This is a genomic window from Nonomuraea sp. MTCD27 (assembly GCF_041950495.1).
GTDB lineage: Bacteria > Actinomycetota > Actinomycetes > Streptosporangiales > Streptosporangiaceae > Nonomuraea.
The window spans coordinates 237,214-261,092 of record NZ_JBGNUW010000014.1 but is presented as its reverse complement, the minus strand read 5'-3'; the positions used below and the strand labels follow the sequence as shown (position 1 = coordinate 261,092).

The 23,879-nt window shown below is 67.3% G+C and carries 32 protein-coding genes; 1 reads left to right on the top strand and 31 read right to left on the bottom strand.

Annotated features, from left to right (window positions below; translation table 11 throughout):
* Positions 1 to 144 precede the first annotated feature (144 nt).
* The 8 genes from ACBJ59_RS36605 to ACBJ59_RS36570 are packed head-to-tail and all read right to left on the bottom strand — an operon-like array spanning position 145 to position 9,447.
* Positions 145 to 528 (bottom strand): hypothetical protein, encoded by a 384-nt coding sequence (locus ACBJ59_RS36605; protein WP_375114759.1) that lies wholly within the window; start codon positions 526 to 528, stop codon positions 145 to 147.
* Complete coding sequence (locus tag ACBJ59_RS36600; protein WP_375114758.1) at positions 528 to 2,360, bottom strand: hypothetical protein; 1,833 nt, start codon at positions 2,358 to 2,360, stop codon at positions 528 to 530. Before ACBJ59_RS36600 ends, ACBJ59_RS36605 begins: the two co-directional genes overlap by 1 nt.
* A 36-nt stretch (positions 2,361 to 2,396) precedes the next feature.
* The gene (locus ACBJ59_RS36595) at positions 2,397 to 3,479 is read right to left on the bottom strand and encodes a hypothetical protein (protein WP_375114757.1); all 1,083 of its coding nucleotides are present in this window, start codon (positions 3,477 to 3,479) and stop codon (positions 2,397 to 2,399) included.
* A 12-nt stretch (positions 3,480 to 3,491) separates the two neighbouring features.
* On the bottom strand, positions 3,492 to 4,157 hold the full coding sequence (locus ACBJ59_RS36590) for a hypothetical protein (protein WP_375114756.1): 666 nt from the start codon (positions 4,155 to 4,157) through the stop codon (positions 3,492 to 3,494).
* Positions 4,158 to 4,165: 8 nt separating this feature from the next.
* A complete protein-coding gene (locus ACBJ59_RS36585) occupies positions 4,166 to 4,612 on the bottom strand; it encodes a hypothetical protein (RefSeq protein ID WP_375114755.1) in 447 nt (148 codons plus the stop codon).
* 60 nt (positions 4,613 to 4,672) lie between these two features.
* A complete protein-coding gene (locus ACBJ59_RS36580; RefSeq protein WP_375114754.1) occupies positions 4,673 to 5,140 on the bottom strand; it encodes a hypothetical protein in 468 nt (155 codons plus the stop codon).
* Between the two features lie 11 nt (positions 5,141 to 5,151).
* On the bottom strand, positions 5,152 to 5,424 hold the full coding sequence (locus ACBJ59_RS36575) for a hypothetical protein (RefSeq protein WP_375114753.1): 273 nt from the start codon (positions 5,422 to 5,424) through the stop codon (positions 5,152 to 5,154).
* A 42-nt stretch (positions 5,425 to 5,466) separates the two neighbouring features.
* On the bottom strand, positions 5,467 to 9,447 hold the full coding sequence (locus tag ACBJ59_RS36570) for a hypothetical protein (RefSeq protein ID WP_375114752.1): 3,981 nt from the start codon (positions 9,445 to 9,447) through the stop codon (positions 5,467 to 5,469).
* A gap of 105 nt (positions 9,448 to 9,552) precedes the next feature.
* On the opposite strand from ACBJ59_RS36570, the gene ACBJ59_RS36565 reads away from it, so the two are divergent.
* Positions 9,553 to 9,723, top strand: a complete 171-nt coding sequence (locus ACBJ59_RS36565; RefSeq protein ID WP_375114751.1) for a hypothetical protein — start codon at positions 9,553 to 9,555, stop codon at positions 9,721 to 9,723.
* Here ACBJ59_RS36565 and ACBJ59_RS36560 read toward each other — a convergent pair.
* From ACBJ59_RS36560 to ACBJ59_RS36450, 23 genes are all read right to left on the bottom strand, one after another.
* Positions 9,720 to 9,872 (bottom strand): hypothetical protein, encoded by a 153-nt coding sequence (locus tag ACBJ59_RS36560; RefSeq protein ID WP_375114750.1) that lies wholly within the window; start codon positions 9,870 to 9,872, stop codon positions 9,720 to 9,722. The two genes, ACBJ59_RS36565 and ACBJ59_RS36560, sit on opposite strands and share 4 nt — an antisense overlap.
* Before the next feature lie 215 nt (positions 9,873 to 10,087).
* Positions 10,088 to 10,633, bottom strand: coding sequence for a hypothetical protein (locus ACBJ59_RS36555; protein WP_375114749.1), 546 nt, complete (start codon positions 10,631 to 10,633; stop codon positions 10,088 to 10,090).
* Positions 10,630 to 11,118 (bottom strand): hypothetical protein, encoded by a 489-nt coding sequence (locus ACBJ59_RS36550; protein ID WP_375114748.1) that lies wholly within the window; start codon positions 11,116 to 11,118, stop codon positions 10,630 to 10,632. Before ACBJ59_RS36550 ends, ACBJ59_RS36555 begins: the two co-directional genes overlap by 4 nt.
* Positions 11,111 to 11,317, bottom strand: a complete 207-nt coding sequence (locus ACBJ59_RS36545; RefSeq protein ID WP_375114747.1) for a hypothetical protein — start codon at positions 11,315 to 11,317, stop codon at positions 11,111 to 11,113. The genes ACBJ59_RS36550 and ACBJ59_RS36545 overlap by 8 nt, the downstream gene beginning before the upstream one ends.
* Positions 11,314 to 11,640, bottom strand: a complete 327-nt coding sequence (locus tag ACBJ59_RS36540; protein WP_375114746.1) for a hypothetical protein — start codon at positions 11,638 to 11,640, stop codon at positions 11,314 to 11,316. The genes ACBJ59_RS36545 and ACBJ59_RS36540 overlap by 4 nt, the downstream gene beginning before the upstream one ends.
* 68 nt (positions 11,641 to 11,708) lie before the next feature.
* Complete coding sequence (locus tag ACBJ59_RS36535) at positions 11,709 to 12,125, bottom strand: hypothetical protein (protein WP_375114745.1); 417 nt, start codon at positions 12,123 to 12,125, stop codon at positions 11,709 to 11,711.
* Complete coding sequence (locus ACBJ59_RS36530) at positions 12,122 to 12,502, bottom strand: hypothetical protein (protein WP_375114744.1); 381 nt, start codon at positions 12,500 to 12,502, stop codon at positions 12,122 to 12,124. The genes ACBJ59_RS36535 and ACBJ59_RS36530 overlap by 4 nt, the downstream gene beginning before the upstream one ends.
* A gap of 1 nt (position 12,503) precedes the next feature.
* Positions 12,504 to 12,902 (bottom strand): DUF6093 family protein, encoded by a 399-nt coding sequence (locus tag ACBJ59_RS36525; protein WP_375114743.1) that lies wholly within the window; start codon positions 12,900 to 12,902, stop codon positions 12,504 to 12,506.
* Entirely contained in the window at positions 12,899 to 13,483 is a 585-nt protein-coding gene (locus ACBJ59_RS36520; protein WP_375114742.1) for a hypothetical protein, read from the bottom strand. The genes ACBJ59_RS36525 and ACBJ59_RS36520 overlap by 4 nt, the downstream gene beginning before the upstream one ends.
* A 20-nt stretch (positions 13,484 to 13,503) precedes the next feature.
* On the bottom strand, positions 13,504 to 13,911 hold the full coding sequence (locus tag ACBJ59_RS36515) for a hypothetical protein (RefSeq protein ID WP_375114741.1): 408 nt from the start codon (positions 13,909 to 13,911) through the stop codon (positions 13,504 to 13,506).
* Positions 13,912 to 13,945: 34 nt separating this feature from the next.
* The gene (locus tag ACBJ59_RS36510) at positions 13,946 to 14,890 is read right to left on the bottom strand and encodes a phage major capsid protein (RefSeq protein WP_375114740.1); all 945 of its coding nucleotides are present in this window, start codon (positions 14,888 to 14,890) and stop codon (positions 13,946 to 13,948) included.
* Positions 14,891 to 14,947: 57 nt separating this feature from the next.
* Complete coding sequence (locus tag ACBJ59_RS36505; RefSeq protein ID WP_375114739.1) at positions 14,948 to 15,475, bottom strand: hypothetical protein; 528 nt, start codon at positions 15,473 to 15,475, stop codon at positions 14,948 to 14,950.
* Between the two features lie 76 nt (positions 15,476 to 15,551).
* On the bottom strand, positions 15,552 to 16,460 hold the full coding sequence (locus ACBJ59_RS36500; RefSeq protein ID WP_375114738.1) for a hypothetical protein: 909 nt from the start codon (positions 16,458 to 16,460) through the stop codon (positions 15,552 to 15,554).
* Complete coding sequence (locus ACBJ59_RS36495) at positions 16,457 to 17,860, bottom strand: phage portal protein (RefSeq protein WP_375114737.1); 1,404 nt, start codon at positions 17,858 to 17,860, stop codon at positions 16,457 to 16,459. The genes ACBJ59_RS36500 and ACBJ59_RS36495 overlap by 4 nt, the downstream gene beginning before the upstream one ends.
* Before the next feature lie 14 nt (positions 17,861 to 17,874).
* Positions 17,875 to 19,461: a hypothetical protein gene (locus ACBJ59_RS36490; RefSeq protein ID WP_375114736.1), complete on the bottom strand. Its 1,587-nt coding sequence runs from the start codon at positions 19,459 to 19,461 to the stop codon at positions 17,875 to 17,877.
* A 3-nt stretch (positions 19,462 to 19,464) separates the two neighbouring features.
* Entirely contained in the window at positions 19,465 to 19,863 is a 399-nt protein-coding gene (locus ACBJ59_RS36485; protein ID WP_375114735.1) for a hypothetical protein, read from the bottom strand.
* Between the two features lie 547 nt (positions 19,864 to 20,410).
* Complete coding sequence (locus tag ACBJ59_RS36480) at positions 20,411 to 20,554, bottom strand: hypothetical protein (RefSeq protein WP_375114734.1); 144 nt, start codon at positions 20,552 to 20,554, stop codon at positions 20,411 to 20,413.
* A 92-nt stretch (positions 20,555 to 20,646) separates the two neighbouring features.
* Complete coding sequence (locus tag ACBJ59_RS36475; RefSeq protein ID WP_375114733.1) at positions 20,647 to 20,775, bottom strand: hypothetical protein; 129 nt, start codon at positions 20,773 to 20,775, stop codon at positions 20,647 to 20,649.
* Between the two features lie 143 nt (positions 20,776 to 20,918).
* Positions 20,919 to 21,098, bottom strand: coding sequence for a hypothetical protein (locus ACBJ59_RS36470; protein ID WP_375114732.1), 180 nt, complete (start codon positions 21,096 to 21,098; stop codon positions 20,919 to 20,921).
* Positions 21,099 to 21,473: 375 nt separating this feature from the next.
* Positions 21,474 to 22,217, bottom strand: coding sequence for a hypothetical protein (locus ACBJ59_RS36465; RefSeq protein WP_375114731.1), 744 nt, complete (start codon positions 22,215 to 22,217; stop codon positions 21,474 to 21,476).
* 322 nt (positions 22,218 to 22,539) lie between these two features.
* Positions 22,540 to 22,968, bottom strand: a complete 429-nt coding sequence (locus ACBJ59_RS36460) for a DUF6011 domain-containing protein (protein WP_375114730.1) — start codon at positions 22,966 to 22,968, stop codon at positions 22,540 to 22,542.
* Positions 22,969 to 23,037: 69 nt separating this feature from the next.
* Positions 23,038 to 23,454, bottom strand: a complete 417-nt coding sequence (locus ACBJ59_RS36455; RefSeq protein ID WP_375114729.1) for an SLOG family protein — start codon at positions 23,452 to 23,454, stop codon at positions 23,038 to 23,040.
* On the bottom strand, positions 23,447 to 23,866 hold the full coding sequence (locus ACBJ59_RS36450; RefSeq protein ID WP_375114728.1) for a DUF4326 domain-containing protein: 420 nt from the start codon (positions 23,864 to 23,866) through the stop codon (positions 23,447 to 23,449). Before ACBJ59_RS36450 ends, ACBJ59_RS36455 begins: the two co-directional genes overlap by 8 nt.
* Positions 23,867 to 23,879: the final 13 nt, after the last annotated feature.

The window sequence follows — 23,879 nt, the reverse complement described above, 5'->3', positions numbered from 1 at the left end:
GCCGTAGAAGGGGGTGCCGCCCGGGAGCACCCTCACGAACCGGGCGGCACCGATCAAGGGGTGGGTGGCCGCCCGCGAGTCCCCTTTACTGACGCCCAGCAGCACCCTGGGCGGTCAGTGCGGGCGGCCACGATCAGGGCGGGCTCAGATGGTGTCCATCAGACCGGCGATCTTCATGTTGGTGATGATCAGGTTGACGCGCTGCTTCAACTGGTTCAGCAGGTCCTGCTCGGATGTGGTGTAGGAGGTGCCCGCGTCTGCAGCGCCGACTACCTGCACGGCAGCCGCGCTCGGGACGTCGTCCAGCGCGATCGTGCCGAAGCTCGAGCGTGCGAACAGTTGGCCGCCCTGGGCGTAGATGTGGATGTCTCCCGTAGGCGGCACAGACGGGGTGGCCATCTGCCGCAGCACCCAGCCTTGGCTTGCTTCGGTGAGCGCCTCGCGGCTTGCCCCAGCACGCAACTCTTCGACGGCCTTCTCCAGGTCCCGGATCCGGGTGGCCAGGTCGTTGGGGAACACGTCAGGCATTAGGTGGGCGCCTCCTGTCCTTCGAGTACGAGCCGCGCTTCCTCTTTGCCGCTGTCGCGGGAGGTGGGGGTGACGCCGATGCCGATGATCCGCCGGGTACGCCAGTGAGGCAGGTGCCATTCGTTGTCGAAGTACAGCTTCGCGGCGTCGCCCAAGTTGTTCGGGGTGAAGCTGGGGTTCTTGCCGAACGTGACCGTCACCTGGTCCACGCGCAGCGCGCCGGCGGCCCGCTGCACCCAGAACCCGGCATAGGCGTCGAGCGTGTCCACGTCGGTGACGGTGGAGTAGGACAGCGTCTTGTCCAGCCTGGGCCAGCCCGCCTCGAGGTGAGCGGTCGCCTCGTGCACGGCCGACACCAGCGGTGTCGCGGCGACGGAGGCGTCACCGCTGGACGCCGACCCGCGAGCCCGCCACCTGGTGGCCCCCCGGAGAGCGTCGATCTCCTCAGACCATTCGAGGATGTCGCCGCCGCTCCTGCCGTCCGCGAACAGGTGCGGGGGCGGGTCCTGCACGCCGAGACGCGGGTAGCCCCACACCCAGTTGCGGACCAGGCTGCCGTCCACGAGCGCGAAGTTGAGCATCCATTCGAAGCCGTCTTCGACCTGCGCCAGTTCGATCAGCCGCTGCCCGTAGGTGCCGCTTTCGGTGTCCAGGTAGACGCGGTCCCGCAGCACTCCGGAGTCGCCGGTTTGCAGGGTGAGGCCGATCGCCGCATAGTCGTCGGACATGAGGTCGGACAGCAGGTTGCGGGCGATCTCGATCTGGTCGGTGCCCGTGTAGAACAGGTCCGACTGGATCTCAACCCGGGACAGGTACGCCTCCAACGTGGATCCGCGCAACTGGATCTGCGGCGTGCCCCGCCTGCTGCGGGACGGCTGAGCAGAGGTGATCCAGTACTCGCCCCACGGCTCGCCCTCGCGGAAGATCTGCACGGTGATGACGCCCGGCCCGCGGTCCAGGAACGTCTCATCGCGCGGGATGATTTCGGCGATCTGGTCGCCGACCCGCCGGGATGGGATCGGGATGGTCGCCGACAACTGGCCCGGCTGCAAGATCCGCTTGTCGAAGGAGACGTTCTCCAGCTCCAGGTCGCCGAGATACTGCCGGGACAGCAGGTCGGTCACCACGTACCGGTACTGGCTGGAGCCTTTGCCCGGCGCGTACGGCTGGACCACCGGCGGGTCCGGGACCGGCGCCTCGGTGGACGCGATCAGCACGGTGATGCCGTGCACCGCCGCCAAGGACGGCGAGGGGGAGAACGTCACGAACGGCACGGCCTGCGTGGACACGATCGGCGCCGACGCCAGCATCACCGTGGTGAAGGAGTCGCCCTGCTCATCCACCAACTCGGTGAACCCTGCCGTGGTGGACCACGACACTGACGCGCCGGGCGGGGACGGCACACCCGCCATGTAGCGGAGCTGCAGCCCGGACGCAGCCACGGGGGTCGCGCCGGGGGCGAAGGATGACCCGTTCGCGCCGAGCTGGATGACGATGGTGTCGGTCTGCGCGGCGGCGACCGCGACGATGGTGACCATGGTGTCGGCGACGTCGCCGCCGAACGCCTGGTAGGTGGCGGGCTCGTTCTGCGCGCACACCTTCGTCCACACCTTCGTGCCCGCCCACGTGCCCGAGTTGGAGCCGGGCCAGACCCCGCCCGGCATGCTGCCGCCGAAGCTCCACAGGCCGCCCAGGGACATCGCGGCGTTGCCGCCCGAGTCGGCGCTCTGAAACGCGATCAGCACGTCTCCGGGTGAGGCCGCCCCACGGGCGACCGCGGCGTCCCCACCGTTGATGTGGGTGACCTTCACCGAGCGGACACCAGCCGTCATCCCGCCTCCCTTCAAGGTCGGCAGGAACGGCAGGGGTTAAAGGGTGGCGTGCCTCCACAGCACGTCAGCGCCTTCGTCGCCGCCGGACGAGACGGCGTACGTGAGCGTGTTGGAGCCCGCCTTGAGCACGAAGTCGCTGACCGGCACCGAAGAGCCGGTGAGGGTGGACATGACGTTCTCGCCGGCCACGGTCGCGGTCCCGAAGTCGGTGTCGATCTCCATCAGTTCGCCCGCGCCGAGGGTGATGGCGAACTGCAAGGTGCGGTCCAGCGTCTGGTTGGTCAGGACCGGGTTTTCCGCCGGGCCTTCAATCCGGATGACCGGATGGGTGGAGGCGTTGCCGGTGTTGGCCAGCGCGGTGGGCGTGTCGGCCGGCACGGTGACGCCTGCCCGCTCCAGCGAATACAGGCGCGGGTCGGCGCAGGCGATGACGACGCCGATGGTGGGCAGGCCCACGTTGTAGTCGCCGTCCAACGTGAGCGGCCGGTCCACGACCTGCCCGTACGCGAGCCGGGGCGAACCGTAGGCTTTGATCACCAGCGGGAGGGGAGCCTCGTCTTCGGGGATGCCGGTCACCGCCAGCACCTCATCGATCAAGTCCTGGACTTGAGTCGGATCGGCCGCCGAGTTCGGTTGCAGCCGGATGCTGACGATGCGCTGCTGGGCGAGCTTGCGGGCATCCCACGCGCCGTGCCGGCCCGGCCGTTCGACGTTGAGGTTGTCGATGCTGGGCGAGCCCAGCCACCCTTCCACGGGCAGCAGCACCTGGATGTCCGTCGCCGGACCCCACAGGGTGCCGTTCCATTCGACCTCGCCGTTGACGCCCGTCAGCGAGTCGCCCGGCTTGACCGGGATCGTGACCGTCAGCGGCGCCCACTCGCTCAGCGACTCAAAGACCGGCAGCGTGAACCGCTGCTCGAACCGCAGATCGACAGCAGGCCACTCGCTGAGCGACTCGAACGGAGGCAGCAGCAGGTTGACGTTCGGGGTGATGACCTCAATGTCGGGCCACTCGCTGAGCGACTCGAACGGGGGCAGGGTGAACTGCTGCGGCACGCCCCGATAGTTGGGGATGGTCCGGCGCTGCGGGGCGGGGTAGGCGCGACCGTACCGGGACACGCAGTCTCCCCTCTACCAGCGTGACGCCCGCTGGACCGCGGTGGCGGCGATCAGCGGGGGGCGGGGGGCAGGATCGACGGCCGGGCCGAGCGGGCCGTCCGTGGAAACTGCGAAGTCGTCGAAATACTGGACCTGCGTTACTCCGCTGGGCCGGACGATCTCCTGCGTCAGGCAGGAGCCGCCCAGGTTCGTCGCCGTACTCGCCGTGGCTGACGGCGTCCCAGAGTCGGCGCTGTTATACAGCTCGACCTGGGCTCCGGTGGTCGTGCTGAACTTGCCCTCCAGGCGGATCCACTGGTTGAGGGCGATCGCCGCTCCGGTCACGTCCACGGTCACGCCGCCACACCGCAGATCAAGCTGCCCGTTGGCCTTGGTGTCGAGGCCGCCCAGATACGAGCCGCCGCCGTTCGAGCTGTCCCACAACCGCAGCAGCGCGCCGGCCACGTTCTGGGTGAGATAGGCGTAGAAGCGGACCCAGAACGTGGACGCGGACAGCTCGTAGCCGACCCCGGAGAAGTTGCTGGCCACCGTCGCGCACGCCAGCGGCGCCGAATGCGTCTGCGTGATGCTGTAGGTGGGCGTGCCGGCGATGTGCTGCAGCGCATCGCCTGACAGGCCGCCCGAGTTGCCTTCGCTGATGGCGACGCCGTTGGTGCCGCCGTTGAACGAATTGCGCACCGTCGCCATTACTGGCCTTCGCGCCAGTACAGTTGCGCGGTGACATTCACCGTGGCGGCGGCGGTCACGGTCAGGCCGAGCCTGCCAGAAGCAGGGATGACGATCTCGTCGCCCAACGGGATGTACTCCGCCATCCCCGTCTGCGGGTGCACCTCCTGCGTGAACAGCAGATCCCCCGACGTCGGCTCGGTGCTGGAGAAGGTGATGTTCGCGGTCGCTGTCGCGGTCACGCCGGAGGAGTCCACCGAACCGATCGACGCCGTGCCGCCCGTCGTGCCCGCCGTGGTCTGGCGGACCAGCCGGAACCGGATCGGCTCCGCGATGCTGGAGGTGCCCTTGCAGGAGACGCGGATGCCGTACACGCCGCACCTCTGCGCGCCCGCGACGATCTGCAGCAACGTCTTGGCAGCCGTGCCGGAGGCGACACCTTCAACGGCGGCGGTGTAACGAGCCATGTCCTGGCTCCTTTCAGCAGAAAACCCCGCACACAGGCGGGGCCAAGATCGGAAACCAGGTCAGGCGGTGTTGCGGAGCACGACCCGCCACGCCCCGCCCTCGGTGTCGAAAGCGATCTCAAAATCGCCGTCCGACGTTGTCTTCACACCGTCGAAAGACCGCAGCACGGCCGCCCGGTTCGACAGCGACGGCACGTAGATCAGCAGCCCTTCCGAGCTCAACGTCGTAGCCGTCCACGTCACGGTGTTGAACCGCCAGCCCACCTTGTTGGTGGCCGTCAACGTCCCGAACGACGCCACCGTCAGGTTCATCCCGCCCGCCGTATAGCCCGGCCCCGACGACTCGCCCGCGTTCAACGGGCTCACCCCGTAGGCGGGGTTGCTCTGGTTGAAGTCCGGCACCACCGTCCCGGTGAACAGGGCCCCCTTGAACAGGCCAGGCGTCGTCCCCCCCGGATCCAACGTGATCGTCTGCCGCATCAGTTTCGTGAACGTGTCCACGAACCAGGCGTCCTGCGTGATCGCCATACCGTCCGCTCCTATCTGAGGTTGACGCGGACGTGCTGCTTCTCGTGGCCGCCCGGGGTGGTCTCCTGCGTGATCTCATGACCCGCCTGATCGGTCACCTTCTTGAAGCGGCCTCCGTCATCGCCGGTCCACTCCGTCACCTGGTCGCGGGTAGCCCACGTCCAGCCCGCCGTACGGACCTGTACGCCCTTCCGGCGAAGCTTCTCGGCGTAGGAGAGGCGCTCCTCCGACCAGTCGAGAATGTCGCCACCGTCCTGGCCATCAACAAAGGGTTCCTCAGGCATGGCTAAGCCCGCCCTCCTATCTGCTTGATGTTGAGAGCGGACTCAGCCGCGACTGTCGAGAACCATGCCGATCTTCGCCGTGACCACGTCAGCGTCCACGGTCTCCCGGAAGGTCGCGCCGTAGAAGTTCACCGAACTCCCGCCCGACCCCGACCCGCCACCAGAACCACCCGTGGCGGCCATGCCGCCCGAGTAGGCCGCGCTCGCAGCCGGCGACACCTGCTGCGGGGCCGACACCCGGGAGGAGTTGACCGGCGACGTCTGCGAGAACGCCGACGACCGATCCCACATGACCCCGCCGGCGGTGTGGCCCTCCACCGTGTTGGCGGGCGGCTTCTTCGCCCCACCGGGCTTGATTCCCATCGCTGCGAGCATGTCCTCCGCAGCGTTCAAAGCCCAGTTGGCCTTCGACCCGGACTTGCCCGACGTCTTCCCGTCAGCGCCCGACGCGATCGCGGCCACGAGCTCCTTCACCGTCACCGTCAAGCCGTCCACGCTGGTGGACATCACCGTGACCGAGTCAGCGGTGACGGTGCCCACATAGTCGACCGAATCGGCCAGCACGCTGGACCCTTCGACCCACGCCTGGTTGAGTTCGTCGGCGGAGGACCCGACCTTGTTGATGCTCGACGTCAGCGTGCCGGCCTGACCCATCGTCGCCTCAAGGCTGCCCATCACCGACGTCAGCCCGTCAGCAACCCTCAGGCCGGAGTCGTCGATGGTGACGGACAGATCCGACATGCTCGATGCTGCCGCCCGGTTGTTGAGCTGCAGACCGAAGTCATTCGCGACCTGGCTCAACAAGGCGATCGCCCTGTCCCGGTACTTCAGCTCGTACGGGATGAACGCCTCAGCCGCCGCCCCCTCGCCGTACAGAATCGTCGGGCTCGTGGCGACGTTCGGCGGCATCGACCTGATGCCGCCAGCCGCGTACTGTTCGATCCCGCCGGCCCGCTTCTTCTTCGGCGTGGCAGGGGCTCTGATGCTGACCGGGATTTCGATGGGTTTGATGTAGATGTTCAGCAGGTCGCGGAGCGCCTTCTTGGCGGCCTCCGTATCCGCCGTGATCTTGATCTCTTTGGACTTGAGCTGCGCCAGCATGTCCCTGAGCCCCTTAGCGGAGCCCATGGCTTTGATCGCATCGTTGCGGGAGATCCCGTACGCCTCGGCCAGCTTCAGGATCTGCTCCCGCGCCTCCTGATTCTTGCCCGCCAACGCGGCCAGTTGAGGCAGCTGCTCCGCGATGGCCCTGGTGCCATCCGTGGTCTTCCCGCTCAGCGTCTGGGCGCCGTCCGCAGCAGCACGCACCTTCTCGATGTAGGTGGCGAACTGCTCGCGGGCGAGGACCACTGCGGCCCGCTGCTTGTCCGTCATCCCGGCAGAGATCTGGAGCTTGCCGTTCGCCGCGTCGATCGCCGTCTTGGCCTCATCGAAGGCGGTCTTCAGAGCTTGCATCGCCTGGAGAGCGTCCGTACGGCTGGCGAACGAGCCGAGCGAGGTGTTGAAGCCGTCCATCTTCAGCTTCGCCTGGTCCACGCCAGTCGCCGCCTCTGCGGCGGCGTTCGCCGACACCCGCAACGTCTGGTTGTACGTGGGAAGGAGCTGGTTCAGCTTCTCAATCGGGATGCCCTGCGCTTGAGCCTGCTTCGCCAACTCCTGGAAGGCTTGCGCCGCGGTCTCGGCGTTCCCCGACGTGACCATGCCGGCCAGCGCTTTGTCCATGTCGGCGAACTTCTGCTCAAGCTGGTCGACGGTGGAGTCGATCCCGGGCAGGATGGCGGTCAGCTCGGACAGCGGGTGCAGCCAGTACATTTCACCGAACGACGGGTCCTGCAGCTCACGCAGCCCATCGGCGAAGAGCCCGGCGGACTTGCTGGCCTCGTCGAACGTGCCGCCCCACTGCTCGCCCAAGTCTCCGGCCCACTTGCCGGTCTGGCCCAGCTCCGTCAAGGCGAGGGTGAGTTCCCCGATGCCCTCGGATTGGCCGGCCAGGTCGTTAAGGAGCCCGCCACCAACCTCGAGCCCGATGAAGGCCACGGACGCGCCGATGGCGGCTTTGCCCAGCGCAGCCATCTTGCCCTGCGCCTTGCCCGCCGCGGCGCCTGTGGCGGTGATGCCGCCTGCGAGGCCCTGCCATGCCGAGATGGCGGACATGCCCATCGTGGCAACCTTGATCGCCGCGATGGCGAGGGCGATGTCGCGGATCCTCTCCGGTTCCATCCCGGCGACGATCTCGGCCAGCAGATTCAGTCCGGCGAACGCGCCGACACCGAGCGGCCCGACCGCTTCCCCGACGTTGACCAGCGCCTTCGCGATGTTCTGGATCAGCTCCCAAACTTCGGGGGCCTGTTCCCGGACGAGCGCGAGGAACTGGTGGAACTCCGGGTTGCTCTCCAGGTTCTGGCCCCACTCGGCGAATGCCTTGGAGGCATTCTCGATGGGGTTGACCACGTTCGGCGTGAACGGCAGGAAAGCGTCGATGACGCCCGCGATGCCGGTCACCACGTTGCCGAAGCTGCGGCCTAGCCCTTCAATCGCGGTCGGCATGGCGGTGTTGACGTCGTACAGGAACTCGGTCCAGAACGGCCCCCGGAGCGCCTTCTCCGCTTCCTTGCCTAGCGTGAGGAAGCTCGCGCCGGCGGTCTTGGCCAGCGGCCCGGTCTTCTCCAAGCCGAGCCGCATCAGGTCGAGACCTTGGTGGATCGCGGGGAACACATCCGGCTGCAGAGACCGCTGCCAATCGATGTATTCGTCCTTGAACGCCTTGATGTCCTTGGCGAGGATCTTCTCCTGCTTGGACAGTCCCGCGAACGCGTCGGCCAGTTTGCTCGCGCCTCCGCCGCCGCCGGCCATGGATTCGTTCGCCTGCAGTTGGGCAATCTTCAACTGCTTGGCGGCCTCGGTCACCTTCGCTTCGGCCTGCGCCAGCCGCTCTTGGGCGCGCTGGTACTGCTCGGTGCCCTTGACGCCCTCACGGTTGGCTGCGGCTGTGTCCTTCTTCGCCCGCGCCGTTTTGGTCTCCTGCTCGCGGGCGCGCTGGTGGGCCATGTCGACGTTGAGCATCGCCCGCTCAATGTCGAGTTCACTGGCGTTGCCGCTGGCCCGGAGCTCGGCCAGCCGCTGCTCGGCCTCGCGGACGGCGAGTGCGGCGTCCTTCTGGCTGAGGACGCTCCTCTCCAGCGAGAAGTTCATGTCCTCCAGGGCCCTGCGCCCGTCCTCGACGGCCCTGGTCAGGTCTTCTTGCGCCTGGCGGCGTTCGTTCTGGGCGTCCTTCAGACGACGCTCGGCCTGCTCCAACTGGAGCGCCTGCTGTGCCGCCTGAGCCGCGGACTGACCCGCCCCGCCCGTCGCCCCGCCAGCGGCCTTCGCGGCGGACTCCTGCGCCTTCAAGGCATCGTTGATCCTGCCGAGTGAGGGAACCGCGACCGCGCCGAAAGCCGCCGCCCCCGCGCCGGCCGCAGCGAACGCGCCGCCGAGCGCGGTCACGCCCACAGCGAGCGTGGTCACGGCCGGCAGGCTCGCGAGAGCCGCTCCGACCATGGCGATACTGGCCAGCGCTCCCGACACGTCAGCATCGACCTGGACGCGGGCGTCTCGGCCGTTGACGCGGGAGATCTCCGAGTCGACCGCGCGGAGTTCAGCGAGAGCAGAGCCGATGTCGGCCTTGACGTCGATCGTCGCGGACTGGCCCTGCAACTGCTCAAGCTCGCGCTGAATCTCCTGGAGCTGCGCCTGTGCCGATGCGGCGTCGATGTCGATGCCGATCTTCTTGTCGGCGAGCTGCTCCATCTGGGCGCGCAGCTGCGCGAACTTGATCTCAGCTGGGCTGGAGTCCGCGTCAATTTCGATCTTCGGCAGCGCCTTCGTTGCCGCCTCAAGCCGCCTGCGGAACTGGTCCGCATGGGCGCCGGTCTGCACCATCTTGCGAGACAGATCGTCGGTGGACCGCGCCGCCTGCCCCATCCCCGAGACCCACTGCGTGACCTTCGCCCGCAGGTTGACGGACACGGTGCGGTCAGCCACAGCCCACCGCCTCTCAAGTCACGAATTGAGCCGTTTGAGGCGAATGGGGCGATGGAACGTGTCATCATCGCTGCGGATCGGGGGATCTGCGAGAAGGGGGCAGTCATGCCGAAGCGAGACCCCGACGACCCTGTGATCTACGGCCGGATCACCTTCTGGGACTGGTTCAAAGGCTGGCCGCTGCGGGTGGTGCTCGCGCTGCTGGCGTTCTTCCTGTTCGCCCTCGTCATAACCCTGCTCGACCAGCACGTGTACTGGTTCAGGATGCTCTTCTAAGACGTCTGTTCGATGTGCCGCAGCAACGCCTGAGGCCGGATCACCTTCTTCTTGGCGTCCTCATCCTCGGCCGCTATGCGGGCATCGCAGGCGTGACAGCGGCGGGCCGGCGGCACCTTGTAGGTGTGGACCGGGTCCCCGTCGCGCATCGCGGTCGTGTCGGCCAGGTCCAGCCTGCAACCCGGGCATTTGCCTGCCAGCCACCGGAGGTAGGCGGCCGACCAGGCGTAATCTTCGTCCGTCCATTCCGAGTCCCAGACGGTTTCGATCTCTGCGATCTGCCCGTCCGGGGCCCGGCGGATGGTGGTGACGGCTCGTTGCTGCCGCCCCAGCAGTTTGCTTCTGGGAACTCCCCAGGCGTGCGCTACTTCGAGTTCCTCTTGGAGGCTCGGAGCACTGCGGAGGCGGTGAACGAGTTTGGGACATCGAGCTCGATCACGTTGACGGCCTGGGCGGCGGTGAAGATGCTGCCGTACTGGGCGGCGGTGAGCTCGTCGACGAGTTCACCGACCTCATCCTCGTTCAGGTCGTGGGAGATGCAGCAGGCGGTGATCAGCGAGACGCCGAAGGTGTCCCAGTTGACGTCCACCTCGGGGTTCTTCTCCACCTGCTCATCCGTGGGCGGGTGAGCGGCGATCAGATCCCGGTAGGCGCGGCGGGCGAGCCCACGGAACCGGAAAGTCTCCGTGTGCTCGCGCATCTCCTCCTGCAGCGCCTGAATCTCGCGGGCGATCCGGGTGGCGTCCGCGTTCGCTCCGCTGGCGAGTGTGCCTTCGGACGCCTTGTCCCGCGCTCGGGCGAGATCCCGTTCGAGCTGCTCATACTGCGCCTGAAGGTCTCCCACCAGGCACAGTGTGACGGTGCGTTCGGGACGGCGGAGCTTCGCCTTGATGTCAGCGGCGGAACTCACGCGGCCACCGTCGCCTCTCGCAGGTACCGGCCGGACGGGTACAGGTTGACCATGGCCCGGTCGTAGGTTTCCGCCTCGGGGGCGAGCTCTCTGGGCTCCCCGCACGTCACGGTGTAGATGGCGATCTTCTGACCGGCGGCGTACGCCGTGTCATAGGCGACGCCGCGGCGGACGATGAAGAACCCTTCCGTGCCGTTCGTCATCACCGACCACATCCGGTCACCCGACGTGATGGTGTCTCGGAAGTAGGTCAGCTCGATGCTCGCCTGGGTCCGGCCGGGACCCTGATACGTCTGGGTCGAGGCGAGGGTGTCGCCCTCGACGGCGCCCTGCTCGATCGCGATGTTCAGCCCATCTGCGGTGATGTGCTCCTCGCACGCCACGATGCCGGCCGCCGTCAGCTCGGCCACGGTCGGCGCGGACAGGACGTTGACGACGGGGACGAACGTTGCCTTCGTGTTTCCGTCCGAGAGCCTCTTAGCCATCGGGCTGCTCCTTCACTTCCTGGGCAGCCCGAGCCGCCCTCTTGCTGGTCTTGGGGGTGTCGTCCTGCTCCGGCCGCGGCTCGTCCGGCTCTTCTACGGGGAGGATCGTGTAGCCCTCGCGGTGCTCCCAGAACGGGAGCGCGGTGGCGTCGATCTCGAACGTGCTGCCGTACGGGTCGCGGATGATTCGGGTGCTCACGCGCGCATCACCGCGATCGAGATGGTGGTGGTCGGCGCGCACGCGATCGCCACCCGGCCGTCCGACGGGTCGACGTACGAGGGCAGCAGCGGGATCGGAACGTCCGCGCCAGCAGCCACCGTCCTGGTCTTGACCGGGTTGGCCACCCCGTACGGGGTGTTGCCGGGCACGGTGATGGTCACGGTCGTCGAGACGCCGGAGCCGTTGCGGACGACGGCGAACACGCCCTCCGTGTAGAGGACCCGGTCACCGGACCCGCCCACGGCGGCGTAGCTGATCGCTGCCTCGCTGGAGATTGCCTGCGAGGTATCGAGGTTGGCCATGCGGACTCTCCTCAGGGCATGCCAAAGAGCCCGCACACGCACCGTGCCGGGCTAGGAATGAAACGGGATCAGGTCGCTTCTGACCTGGTCAGATACTGCGAAGTGGCGAGAAAGAAGCCTGTGGCCTCGTCATCCGGGCGGACCGGCTGCGACCCTTCCTCTATTGCGGGCCACACCTGGCGGCCCGACACCGAAGGGACGCTGGTCAGCAGCGGCACGAACACCTTGTCGGCCACCCACCGCGCCTGCTCGGGCGTGCTCCCAACCGCGGTCACCTGATAGCGCAGATCACGCGGCGCCTCGTTGAGCACGTTCCGCTCGAACGCCGACTTGCCGCCGCTGTCGAAGTAGAAGACGGCGTACGGCGGGACCGCACCCGGTACCGACCGGCCCTCGTAGACCTTGCACGTGGCCGGGACTCCGGCCCGCACCATGGCGAGGATCGCGTCCACCAGCGGGGCCGCCGGGAGGTACGGCTGGCTCACAGCAGGCTCCCGATGATTTCATCCAGGGCCTTCATGAACTTGGGCTCCTGGGCGATCGCGGCTCGGGTGCCGTCCCAGTGGGGCGGCTGGTTTGAGCTGCCGTACTCGAAGCCGCGGCCCATTGAGCCCTGCTTACGCCGGGACTCGGGGCCGACCTGCCACAGAACCTCGTCGGTGACGGGCATCTGCTCGGCGGTGATGGAGCTGGGATAATGCTTGCCATGCCGGCGCGCGGTGATCTTGGCGTTCTCTTTCCAGGCGTCCCGCAGCGCTTCCGCATGCTCCTTCACCACCGGGTACGTCTTCCGTGCCGCCTCGTGCTTGGCATTGTCGAGGTACCGCACCAGATCGAGGAGTTCAGAGCCGTCGATGTCCACGTCAGCCCTCCTTGTCCTCCACGAGCAGCCTGCGCGCGGTCGAGGTGCCTGCCAGCGCGATGGCGATGACTTCGAGGTGTCGCCCGATCAGCCACGCATCGTCTGAGGCGGTGACGATCAGCCTGTCCTGCCGTTGGATCTCCGGGGAGGAGTCCCACGGCAGTACGGCCACGTACGCGCCTAGGGCCACCTCGCGTTCGCCCCACTCGGCCTCACGCTGCGTCCGCGGCTTGACCCGGCACACGCCCGTGTAGACCGCGGTCCACGTCTCCTCGTACTCGCCGGTCTCCTCGTTGAGCACCCGGCCGGCGAAGCGTTCCACCGTGCAGGTGTCCCGCATCAGGACCAGGGCTTCGCGCCGGCCTTCCGCCAGCGCCTGCTCGAGCACGAGGTCGATCATGACAGCCTCGTGGTGGAGACGGGCCTACGGTAGTTGGCCAGGGTGAGCTTGTTCGCCTCGGACAAGCTGGCACCACCGAAGGTCTCGGACGCATACGTGCGGGAGTAGTCGTCGATGGTGACCGACCGCAGCCCGGATGGGTTCGTCAGGGACCGGCCCGCGATGTCCAGCACCGCCGCCAAGACGTCGCCGGGCACCGTGGCGTACCCGTGGCTGTACGTCACCTGTACCCGCGGGGACCAGGTGCCGCAGTAGCGCTGCAGCTGATCCTGGAAGCGGGTGTAGGTGACCCCGTCCGTCCCATCAAGGTTGCCGCCACCGTATTCGGCGAGCTCGACCACCTCAATGGGGTTGTCGACGTCAACAACGACCGGCCGTTGCGGGAGGACGACAACCGAGCCGCCGCCTTCCAGCACCATGGTGTCGCCGGCAACGAAAGTGATCTGTTGTCCGGTGAAGCCCCGCACTACGGCGGAGGCGATCCGCAGCGACACCTCGGCCTGCTCGGTCGGGATGTCGCGCTGCAGGTACGCCTCCAGGTCAGCCGACGTGGCGAGCGGCGGACCGTCCATGAATCCCACGCCGGCCTCCCTTCAGCGTGTCAGCGGCGGGTGACAGTGACGCGGACGAGGCCGCCCGGGTCCGCGATGCCGGTGCCGGCGAAGATGGACCGCCACTGCAGGACGTCACCTGCGGCGAGGTCCAGGTTGGCGGCAGTGCCGGACAGCGTGACAGTCGTCTCGTCGTAGGCGACAGCGTTGGTGCCAGAGCCGAACGTGAGCGACGCGACCGTAGTCGAGCCCGCACCAGCCTGACCCTTGTTGACCACCGAGACGGTGCGGTTGTTGGTCGCAGCCCCAGTAACAGCCGCTTCGGTGATGTAGGCGACCGCGGTGACGGTGCAGTCGAAAGGTGCGACCGCCGCAGTGATGTCGTCGCTGGCGTTGGCCGTGGAAACGGCGGGTGCCGGGAAGCTGAGAACCTGCACGTAGGGAGCAGTGTCCACCATGACTCGGGATTCCTATCTCTCTTGTCGTTGCAGGTCAGGCCACGTTGATACGCGCGACCGGGTACCGGTTGGCCTCGACGGGCTGGTCGTTGTTGATGGTGTTCGCGACCTGCCAGCCCACGCGGAAGGTGAGCCGGATGGCGGTCATGTCCTGCTGAGCGAGGTTGTACATGATCGCGCCGGTGTTGTCCTGGATGACGGCCTCGGTGAGGATCTTCATCGTGATGTCCTGGCGGACGCCAACGACGTACTGGGACCAGTCGCCGACGAACATGCGCGGGTCTCCGGAGGCGGTTCCGAACAGGCCGCGCATCGGGTACTCGACCGGCAGTCCGTCGATCATCGTGAGGGCCCCGTTGATGCGGGACTCGTCCAGCTTGCGGCCCTGCGAGTCGCGGGCTTTGCGCAGCTTCGTCTTGACCGCCGTGCTGGCGACGAAGCCGGACGCCTCGTAGCCGTCCGCCTCGATCTTCTCGTAGGCGTCATCGATGGAGCCGAAGAACGCACCAGCCGTGGCCACCGTGGACTCGGTCACGGCGTTGCTCGCCGCGGTGGCGGCGGCGGCGATGTTGGTCGGCCACGAGGACGGGGCGTTGGTGCCGAAGAACACCGCTGCGTCCAGCACCCGGCCGAACGCCTCGATGAGCAGAGGCATGGCTTCGTCCCAGATGTTGGCGTCCACGTCGGCCAGGACGTTGTCCGGGACCGGCATGATCGTCGCGATCTCTTCGATGTTCAGGTACTTGTTCGTCCACGCCATCTCGGTGGTCTGCTTGAGCCCGGTGTCGCCCTGCACGAAGTAGGCGGTCGGCAGCGCCGACAGGATCGGCAGACGAAGCTGCGCCCGGGAGATGGGGATCCTCCGGAAAAGCTGCAGGGTGGCCGAGGACTCGACGGCCTTCCCGAGCATTTCCTTAGACACCTCTTCCGGGATGAGAGCCCCGGAGTCGGTGCGGTTGGTCAGACTGTTGTACGGCACGGGTTACCTCCTACGAATGGATCCGCAGCCCCGCGCCGTGCCGGGTGCGGCCGTGATTCAGCTCAGTCCCGCGCGTTGGCGGATGAGCGAGTTCATGTCTGTGGTTTCGGCCGTCTTCCTCGGGCCGCCGTTGAACGGCGGCGTCGTCTCCGCCGGCGCAGCCTTGGCGAAGCGAGCAACCGCCGCCTTGATCGCTTTGCTGTCTGGTTCGCCGTCGTCGGTGACGAACTTGGCGAGGTTCAGGTCCTCCAGCAGCCCGTCAAGGTCCTTGACCTTGCCTGCCGCCTCTGCTTTGAATTCGGCCTTCACCAGCCGCTGCCCGACCGTGGAGAGGACTTCCCCGCGCGCCTGCGCGGCGGCTTCCTCGCGGGCCTTGGCGATCGCTTTCTCGGCCTCGGTCTGGTTTGCCTCGCGAACCTTCGCCAGCTCGGCTTCCAGCGCCTTGGCACGCTTGGCGTCCTTCTCGAACGCTTTGCGGTCGGCTCGTTCCTTCTCCAGAGCGGACCGCAGACCTGCTGTCTCATCGATGGGCTCCTCGGGCGTCACGCCTTCGGGCTCGACGATCTCGGTTCCTTCTTCAGCCATCAGGCTGTCCTTCCGGGAGTCCGCTCGGCATCACGCCGTAGCGGGCTTCCCCGCGGGCCTCTCGCCTGCGGGACGTCTAGGTGATGTAGCCGTACCGTCGCAACTGCGCGATGGCGGCGTCGCGGTCGTCGGCGTGCTCTCGCATGATCTGCTCGGAGGTGGGCCGCTCCTCGCGCGTCCGCCGCCTGGTGGCCCGGGTCTTGGTGAGTTCCCGGCCGCCTGCGGTGTAGATGCCGCGGCGGGCGTTCACCACCCGCCCCATGTCGGCGCCAGCGCGGATCGCCTCCGCCGCGTCCTTTCCGAACGCTGCGTCTTGCTGCTCGCGCGTCATGCCCTCGAACACCTGCTTGGGCGTCTCACCCGGCAGAGAGTCTCCGCGGTTGCGAACAACAGGCAGGTGGTAGCAGTCGCACTGCGGGTGGCGCTGGAACCCTTCCGACCACTTGTACGGCGTGCCAGCCAGCAGAATGCACCGGCCGCACGACGGCAGACGTAGCATCCGCACGTACGTGGTGAACTGCTTGTTCGCGACGATCCCCGCTCCTGCCGCAGTTCGGCCCGCGTCGGGGATCTCAGTGGCGACGATCCGCATCAGCGACGCCAGGCCGGACCTGAGCGCATCCTGGTCGTCGGCGCCGCGCACCAGCAGCCCCGCCGTACGCAAGGCAGGCTGCATGAGCAGGTCGGCCAACGCCCGACCGTCCGCGGCCACGCCGGCGAACGCCCCAGCGACCACCGCCGCCTCCAAGGGGCTCGGTGCGCCCTGCTCGGCCGCGACCTGCTGAAGGTAGGGAGTCGCGAGACGTGCCGCGGCGAGCTGGCCCCGCGTCAGCAGCGCGACGATCTGCGCGAGAAGGTCCATCCACTGCTGAATGACGGACCGCGCGCCGACCTCCCCCCACAGCGCCTGCGCCTGCTCAGCCGTGATACGAACGATCTGCTGCTGCGCCTGATAGTGCTCAGCGGTAACCTGTTCCAGCGTCACGGCAGCGCCGCAGGCTCAGGCGGCACCAGGTCCGGCTTGGGCCCGGTTAGCGCCGCGAGGTCGCCACCCAGGATGCGGGAGGCGGCTTCCTGCTCGCGTTCGTCGCGGAGCTTCTTCCAGCGAGCGATCTCCTGAGGCGAAGCACCCCACCGCTCCCACAGCGCCTCATCCGGCACGCCGAGCGTCTTCATCTTCGTCAGCGCATCGACCAGTTCGCCTTCGGTGCGGAACTCGGGGTTCTTCCACACCACTTCGCTGCTGTAGTCGACGGCGCTGGAGTCGCCGGCGGCCTTGAACGCCAGCCGGATCGTGTCCTCCACCGATTCGCCGAGATACAGCATGTGGTCCCTGACCTTGGAGATGAGACCGGCCTCCGCAGCCTTCAGCGCCTCAGCCGACAGGTTGATCATGTCTCCGAGCAGGTAGTGAGGAGGCGTCGAAGTGATCGCCGCGATGTCCTTGATGTCGTCGCGGACGGCGGACAGCAGCGGTGCCAGGTCGGTCGCGTTGAAGTCGCCGAACTTGGTGTCCGGGTTCTCCGACACGAGCAGCCGGTCCACCGCGGCCTTGAACGGCTCCACCGGGGCGCCGTTCTCATCGACGGGGATCTCCAGGCCGGTCGCCCACTTCTGCCTGAACGCGCCGTACTCCTGCGTCATCAACCGATCAGCGAGCGTCTTGTTGATCCGGTCCTGAACGTCGGTCACGCCAGCGATCTCGGACGTGCCCGCAGCCAGCATTTGTGGCCGGTTGGCGTACTCGACCAGCGGCACTTCCTTGAGCGGGTTCGGGCCGTCCTCGTCACGCTGTTCCCAGCGGATCTCCTGCTGGCCCTCTCGGTACTTCGCCGCGAATGGGTAGATCCGGTCCGGCAGGTACAGCATCGCGATGATGTCGCCGGTCCAGTCGTCCATGTACGACTTTAGCCCGGCGGCCTTCTGACGTCTTGATCCAGGCTGATATTCGATGATCGCCTGCGATGGGTGCTCGGGCGTGATGATGGGTGACGCCTGATCCGTTTTGTTCGGCTCAACCAGCATGTAGGCCGTGCCGAGCTTGATGGACTCGGAGAACACCAGCCGCGAGTCCGCGTCCAGCCGGTTCGCCTGCCACATCCGCCAGGCCCTGTCATCAGGCGCATCCTCATCAGAGGACATGCGGATGCCCATCACCTGCAGCCGCCCGGTGACCGCGTCCACGACAAGCTGCATGTAGTTGGCTCGCGCCATCAGCAGTAGCCGCTGGAATTCCCGCCGCGCCTTCTCCTGCAAGTGCGGCAACGGGTGCTCGCCGGAGTAGTAGTTCTGCAGGCACTTCAGGTCGTCCTGGCGGGCGGTCAACTGCTTGTGCAGGCGCCGCACCCACCAGTCAGGACTGAGCGGGGGATATTGGGTAGCCACATGCTCCCCTCACGTCAGAATCCAGCAGCTCGATAGGTGCGCTTCTTGCCCCAGCCGTCCGCGATCGCGTCGGCTCTGGCCTCGTAGGCGAGCGCGGCACCCACCACGGAGTCGATCTTCCGGGAGGACGCCTCGTGTTCCTTGCGGACCAGCCGGTGCGCACCCTTGCGGCGGACGTAGGTATTGCCGACGTGGTCGGCCACGACCGGGTCGCCGTCGTGGAAGACCGTCCCACCGATCAGGTCAGAGCGGAGCCGGTCCAACGCCGCAGCCATCTGCACGTCCCGCCTCGTCTCCCACGACAGGACCCGCTCCGTGCCGAGCTCTTCGGCCATCTTGTCGACGTCGGACCGCCACTCGTGCGGGTCGGCGTACATGCGGGTCACGTCGTAGCGGGCGAACGCCTCCCGGACCGCTTCGAGCACGTCCGAGCGGGGAACCTCCCACCACGCAGCCTCGGGGCCGCTGGGCTTGGCCCAGATGCCGATCGGGAACAGAAACCCGTCCGTCATCCGCGACCCGATCAGCACGGTCGCGTCGTCGCGGAGCGAGCCGTCGAAGCCGAGCGCGATCGCCGTACCCGGCGTCACCACCTCGGTCCGTGCCTGCCGCTCCCACACATCGGTGGCCAACCACGCATCCTGGCCGGCCATCGCCCGGTTGAAGTAGTAGCGGGCCGCGGTCGCATCATCTGGGCAGGATCGCGGGTCGCGCATCTCCCGGTAGATCCGCTCCAGGTCCATCCACTCCGACGCGGAGCCGTACACGTACTTGAGCTGCGCCAGCGTGTGCGGTTCGTCGTCGAGGTCCACGCGGCCCTTCGCCTCTCGGTGGTCCACCAGCACCGACGACGACAGCTCGCCCTTGCGCCACGCGGTCAGCGTCTCCTCTGCGATCGACTGCTCACCTGGCCGGTAAGCGGTCGTGGTCTGCAGCATCCACGGTTCGGCGAGCTTCCGCTTGCCGAGGTTGCGTCGCACCGTCCCGTACATCGCCTTGAGTTCGCGCAGGACGTACAGGTGCGACTCGTCCGCGCACACCCACGTTTCCTTGCCGCCGTCCTTCGACGCCGACCCCGCGGTGCACGCCCGGATCTCGCCGCCATGCGGCAGGTACAGCGCGGTCGCCGACTGGTATTGACGGATACCAGATACGCCGCCGTACACGTCCGGGTGAACGTCGGGCCCCCACTGGCCAGCGATGAACGCGATGTTCTCGAACGTGTTCCCGGCCTGACTCTCTTCCGTGGCGAGACACTTCAGCAGAGGCGACCGAACCGGCCTGCCAACCGGCTGCCCGCCGGCGTCCCAGCCATCGAACCGGACCGGCGCGAACGCCTCACCGATCCCGACGAACCCGGCGAGCTCCGACTTGGCGCGACCCTTCGGCCTCGACAACACGCCCTCGTCGTACACGCGCCGGCCCGTCATCGGGTCCAGCCGGTACGCCTCCACCAGGAACGCCAGCCACTCGTCATCAAGTTCGATCGGCTCACCCTGCACGTCGCCAGGGCCGTGACAGCAGTACGCCTCAATCCAGTCAGCTATCTCGTACCCGAGGCTGCAGACGTGGCCCGGGAACAGCGGCCCAGACCAGCCCATCGCCTACGCTCCCGTCGCGCGCTGCCTCATGCGCTCCAGCGACGACACCGTGCCCGCACCCTTCGGTGCCTGCACGCCGCGGGCCGGCCGCGTTTGCGGGCGCTTCCCCGACTGCGGGTCAGGGAGACGGAGCGACGCTACGAGCTGCTTGAGGAGGTTCTGCTGCTGGCGGGACTCCGCGTACGCCGGATGCGTGATCAGGCCGCCCTTGTCGGTCTCGATCACCGGGTCGGACACGCGGCAGATCGCGTCCAAGCGCTCCAGCCTGTCGGCCACCCGGCACGCCTCCAGGACGACCTCACGCTCCGGATCAGACAACCCGGGATGCTGGTCGTGGATGGACCGCCACAAGCGCTCACCGCGCTCCTCAAGGCCGCCCGGAGGCTCAGGAAGATCAGTCATGGGGCACCGCCTCTCGCGCGCATACGGGAAGGTCTCAGGGGTCTGGACTGCGAGCGACCTCCCCCGCGGTCTCCTGGAAATCGGACATAGGGGGCATACCCCCGGGTCTCTGACCTGCGGAAACGTGCATGCCTGTGAGCTGCGGAAATGCAGGCTCTTGTGTGTGAGGCTTGATCGTGTGGGGCTTAGTGTGCTGCCCATCCGCCAGGTTGATCGCGTGCGGTCCTGCGTGCATGGTGCTCGTGACTCATGGCCCTGAGGTTCGATGGGTCGTGACCACGTGGGCCCTTAGGTCCTAGCCCGTCTATGTGGTCTACGTCTGTGGCCTTGGGCCTGGTGTGCAGGGGTAGGGGCAGGCAGGTGTCGCACTCGCAGCGTGGGTGTGCACGGAGGAACGCCTTGCGCGTGCGTTGCCATGCCCTGTCGTATCCACGCTGTGCTGCTGTGCCCCGTGCCTGTTCGGCCTTGGCCTTGCACCCATCGCACCTACCTGTAGCGCACAGAGTGGGGCAGCCTGGGGTGCTGCACACCTTCAGGGCTGGCATGGCTAGGTGGGGATGACGCCGGCGTCGGCGAGGACGGCGAGGAACAGGCCGAGGCATAGCAGGGTGATGGGCCACACCTTCTGGGTGGCGGCGATGACTGCGCCTGCGAGGAGGGCTACGAGGGCCAGGATGGTGAGGATGTCCATGGTCTCTCCGTTCCTGGGGTTATGACGGACTGTAGCCGATTCGCGGTCTCCCGCCGGTGGCCAGTTGTACCGAGAGTGACGAAGCGGGGTGGTCAGGCTTGGGTGCGTGGTACTCGGCTGTAGTCCTCGCCCTTGATCGGCTGTACGTCGTACGCCTGCATCCACGACTGCCCGGGTTCGAGTCCGCCCCTGTAGCCGGGTACGTGCAGGGTGTACTCCACGAGTGCTTCCCACTGGCCTGTCGGGGTTTTCCTCCACTGCAGGAGTAGGCCGGCTCTTGCCGGGTGGTGTGGGAGGCGTACCGAGGGCGGGTCTTGCATGGGGGTGAGGATACCCCGCAGGTCGAACAGCTATTCGAGCCGGTCTAGGAGCTGGCCGCCACGAGAGCGGCAGACTCGGCGGTGAGGTGCTCTCGCAGGCGCGGCAGGTCGCACGTGAGGATGCGGTCCAGCACGATCGAGTCGGCGTGCTCCCAGCCGCCCTCATCCTGCACCTGCTGTAGGCGGCCCACGATCGTGGCCAGGTCAAGCTGTAGCGCATCCACGAGGCAGCTCCGAGGGTGAGGGGATGATCCCGGGCGGCAGCCCAGCGACACGGCGTGAGTGAGAGACGGGAGCCGCCCGGAGGTCTAAGGATTCTTTAGGGCTTCTGACCTGCTCAGTTGCCCAACCAGCCAGGGTTGCCATGGCCGCCCAGCCCCGCGACCCTCATGGCACGGGACCGGGCGGACCAGGGGCTCGACGCAGCACGGGGGCACTGCGTGAGCAGGCACGCTCCCTAGACAGGAGCGTGCGTCTTGGGGAATCTAGGCGCGTATAGCGCCCTGGCATGCGAGAAGCCCTCCGGCTCGGGGATGACGGAGGGCTTCTCGACGGCTCTTGCGAAGCTATCAACAGGGATCATGTCACCTTGTAGTTGTTCATGCAACTACTGGCATGCGCTCCGCCTTCCGTGCTTCGCCGGCCGCCATCAGGTCGATCACGTCTCCTACCCGGAACACCATCCGATTCAGGTCGTCCAAGCCCGCGGGCTGGAGTTTGCGGCGCGAGATCCACGTGTGCAGCAGCGCGGGCTTGATCGGGCGGATGAGCGACGTGAGCGCTCGAGCGATGGCCGGCGCGGTCAGCTGGCGGTCTTCCAGTGCGTTCAGCATCCACTGGCGGCGGGCGTGCACCTCGTAGACGAGCCTGTCCCCTTCGTCGTCGCGGCACCAGCGGCAGGCCACCCGTGAGGCGTCGGGTCGGGCGTACAGGTCGGCGTCGCAGGCGTCGCACGGGCCGGCGTAGATGAGGTCCCTGGGCGGGGAGTCGGTGGCGTAGCGGGCGTTGCGTACGGCGAGCAGGATCTCCTCTACCGCGTCCGGGCCTGCGGGGTGTGCGATGAGAGCGCCGGCGTGGCGGTGGAGCCAGGATGCGACGTGGGCGGGGTCGCGGTGGGGTTCGCGGCCGAGGTCGGCGTACGAGCAGGACGGGTGTGTACAGGATGCACACGTCGGGCCCTGCAACTGCTGCACCGTGCCCACCAGGACCCGGGCCCAGCCGAGCAGCATCACGGCCAGATGCTCGGCGGCTTCCGAGGCGCGCTCGTTCCACGGGAGTGGCTTCTCAGGTGACCTGCCGCCAACTCCGCCGCCGGTGACGCGGGCCTGTCGGCTGATGGCCAAGTCAAGGTCTTCAACCAGGTCGGGCACCGCCTGGAGTTCGCGGTTTAGTTCGGCAGTGCAGGCTCCGCAGATCCGCGCGGAGCCGGGCATCGTACGGTCACACATGCTGACCGGGCAGTCCAGAGCCAACGTGTCCCCCTGACGTGCTAGTACGCTTTCGGGAGACTCGCGTGGGTTGAGGGCCTAGAGGGTCGGCGAGGGACTAGTGGGACGAGGCGGCTTCCTGTTCGTGGCAGGGAGCCGTTTTCGCGTTCAAGATCGGTTCTGTCGGTATCGTCGCAGGTGGCATTCTAGCGACCTGCGAATACTCGGACCCCGCGAGCTATCCGGCGAGACGCTTGGTTCCCTTATCCGTCAACGTCGCCAGATGTACGGCTACGCCGAAGGTTGTGAAGCCCTCCCTGGCCGCTCGGGTGAACTCTGCGATCACGTCATCGGACGGATACCGATCGATCAGGACTTCGTACGCTAGGGCTCCGTGGTCCCGGATGGCGGCGAGGATCACGTCCACGTTCAGGTCGGAGTTGGCCACGATGTCCTCCAGCAGGTCGCCCTGGCCTTCAATCTCCCACCCTGCGGGAACTCCTGCGATCCGTACAGGCTTCCGCGGGGTGATACCGAGCTTGCGCCGGCAGTCCGGTCCGATCCCGTAGGAGAGGGAGACGGGGTCGAGGAGCTTGTGGCGGCAGCAGCGGCAGCGGCCGGTCGTGGCCTGCCGCTCGGGCGCGGTGTCGAGGTCGAGAAGGTTCACTGCTGCCTGTTCTCGGGTTCGACGGCGGACTTGCTAACTACATGCGAACTAGCAAGGTCGTTGGCATGGTCAGTCACTGCTGCTCCTCTCGTAGCGGCGGACAGGGATACCTGCCTTCTCGGCGCGGCGGATGCAGTCGGCGGTCCCTCGCGAGGCTCCGTCATGGAAGGCGAGCACCAGATCGTGACCAAGGTCCACCATCCACTGGTTGCGGAGCGGCCCCGCCTTCCTGCCGTGCGTCTCCCAGTCGGCGGGGACGGGGATCTCAACCACGTTGCCGGGAGACCGGCGTACGGCCTGGGCCACCCACTGGGCTGCGTAGCTGTCCGCACCGGTCCGGCAGGCGCCATGCATCACCGCGAGCGCGCCATGCTCGCGAAGCAGTTGGGTTAACGCGTTGTGGACCGGGAGTGGGTCAAGCCACGTCCTGGAGCCAGTGATCAGAACGCGAAACGTCTTGCGGGCTTCCTCGGGAAGGTCAGACATCGGAGGCTCCGTTCGCGAGTGGGATCAGCGTGTGAGCTGCGTGGCACCAGTCGATCTCTCCTGGCTCCGGCAACGGGCACGGGCAAGCCAGATCCTTGCCCTTCAGATCCCGGACGATCTGCTCCACGTCGTCGAACTCGTACGCGCCCATCGGTCCCGTATGCAGGGCGTACAGCTCGCAGGCGGACTGGCGGGCGTCCCTCTCGGAGGAGAAAGAGTTCGGCCGGTCTGAGCGCTCCGCAATCCCCGCAGGGTCCTCGATTCGCCAGCAACACCGACTGTCGCAGGGGCGGACGGCGAACATGTTCCCGTAGCGGGAGGTGCGGTCCACGATCACGCAGTTGTCGGGACGTCTCCAGCCTTTCGTGCGTCTCCTCTGGATGCGCTTCGGCTCTCGGTCAGCCACGGTCACGACGCCCACTCCT

Bases quoted from the DNA above. Each gene is read 5' to 3' on its own strand.
- ACBJ59_RS36575 (WP_375114753.1), bottom strand. From the start codon at position 5,424: ATGCCTGAGGAACCCTTTGTTGATGGCCAGGACGGTGGCGACATTCTC.
- ACBJ59_RS36485 (WP_375114735.1), bottom strand. From the start codon at position 19,863: ATGACTGATCTTCCTGAGCCTCCGGGCGGCCTTGAGGAGCGCGGTGAG.
- ACBJ59_RS36480 (WP_375114734.1), bottom strand. From the start codon at position 20,554: ATGGACATCCTCACCATCCTGGCCCTCGTAGCCCTCCTCGCAGGCGCA.
- ACBJ59_RS36580 (WP_375114754.1), bottom strand. From the start codon at position 5,140: ATGGCGATCACGCAGGACGCCTGGTTCGTGGACACGTTCACGAAACTG.
- ACBJ59_RS36515 (WP_375114741.1), bottom strand. From the start codon at position 13,911: ATGGTGGACACTGCTCCCTACGTGCAGGTTCTCAGCTTCCCGGCACCC.
- ACBJ59_RS36505 (WP_375114739.1), bottom strand. From the start codon at position 15,475: ATGGCTGAAGAAGGAACCGAGATCGTCGAGCCCGAAGGCGTGACGCCC.
- ACBJ59_RS36540 (WP_375114746.1), bottom strand. From the start codon at position 11,640: ATGGCCAACCTCGATACCTCGCAGGCAATCTCCAGCGAGGCAGCGATC.
- ACBJ59_RS36585 (WP_375114755.1), bottom strand. From the start codon at position 4,612: ATGGCTCGTTACACCGCCGCCGTTGAAGGTGTCGCCTCCGGCACGGCT.
- ACBJ59_RS36600 (WP_375114758.1), bottom strand. From the start codon at position 2,360: ATGACGGCTGGTGTCCGCTCGGTGAAGGTCACCCACATCAACGGTGGG.
- ACBJ59_RS36550 (WP_375114748.1), bottom strand. From the start codon at position 11,118: ATGGCTAAGAGGCTCTCGGACGGAAACACGAAGGCAACGTTCGTCCCC.
- ACBJ59_RS36605 (WP_375114759.1), bottom strand. From the start codon at position 528: ATGCCTGACGTGTTCCCCAACGACCTGGCCACCCGGATCCGGGACCTG.
- ACBJ59_RS36565 (WP_375114751.1), top strand. From the start codon at position 9,553: ATGCCGAAGCGAGACCCCGACGACCCTGTGATCTACGGCCGGATCACC.
- ACBJ59_RS36490 (WP_375114736.1), bottom strand. From the start codon at position 19,461: ATGGGCTGGTCTGGGCCGCTGTTCCCGGGCCACGTCTGCAGCCTCGGG.
- ACBJ59_RS36525 (WP_375114743.1), bottom strand. From the start codon at position 12,902: ATGATCGACCTCGTGCTCGAGCAGGCGCTGGCGGAAGGCCGGCGCGAA.
- ACBJ59_RS36455 (WP_375114729.1), bottom strand. From the start codon at position 23,454: ATGTCTGACCTTCCCGAGGAAGCCCGCAAGACGTTTCGCGTTCTGATC.
- ACBJ59_RS36560 (WP_375114750.1), bottom strand. From the start codon at position 9,872: ATGCGCGACGGGGACCCGGTCCACACCTACAAGGTGCCGCCGGCCCGC.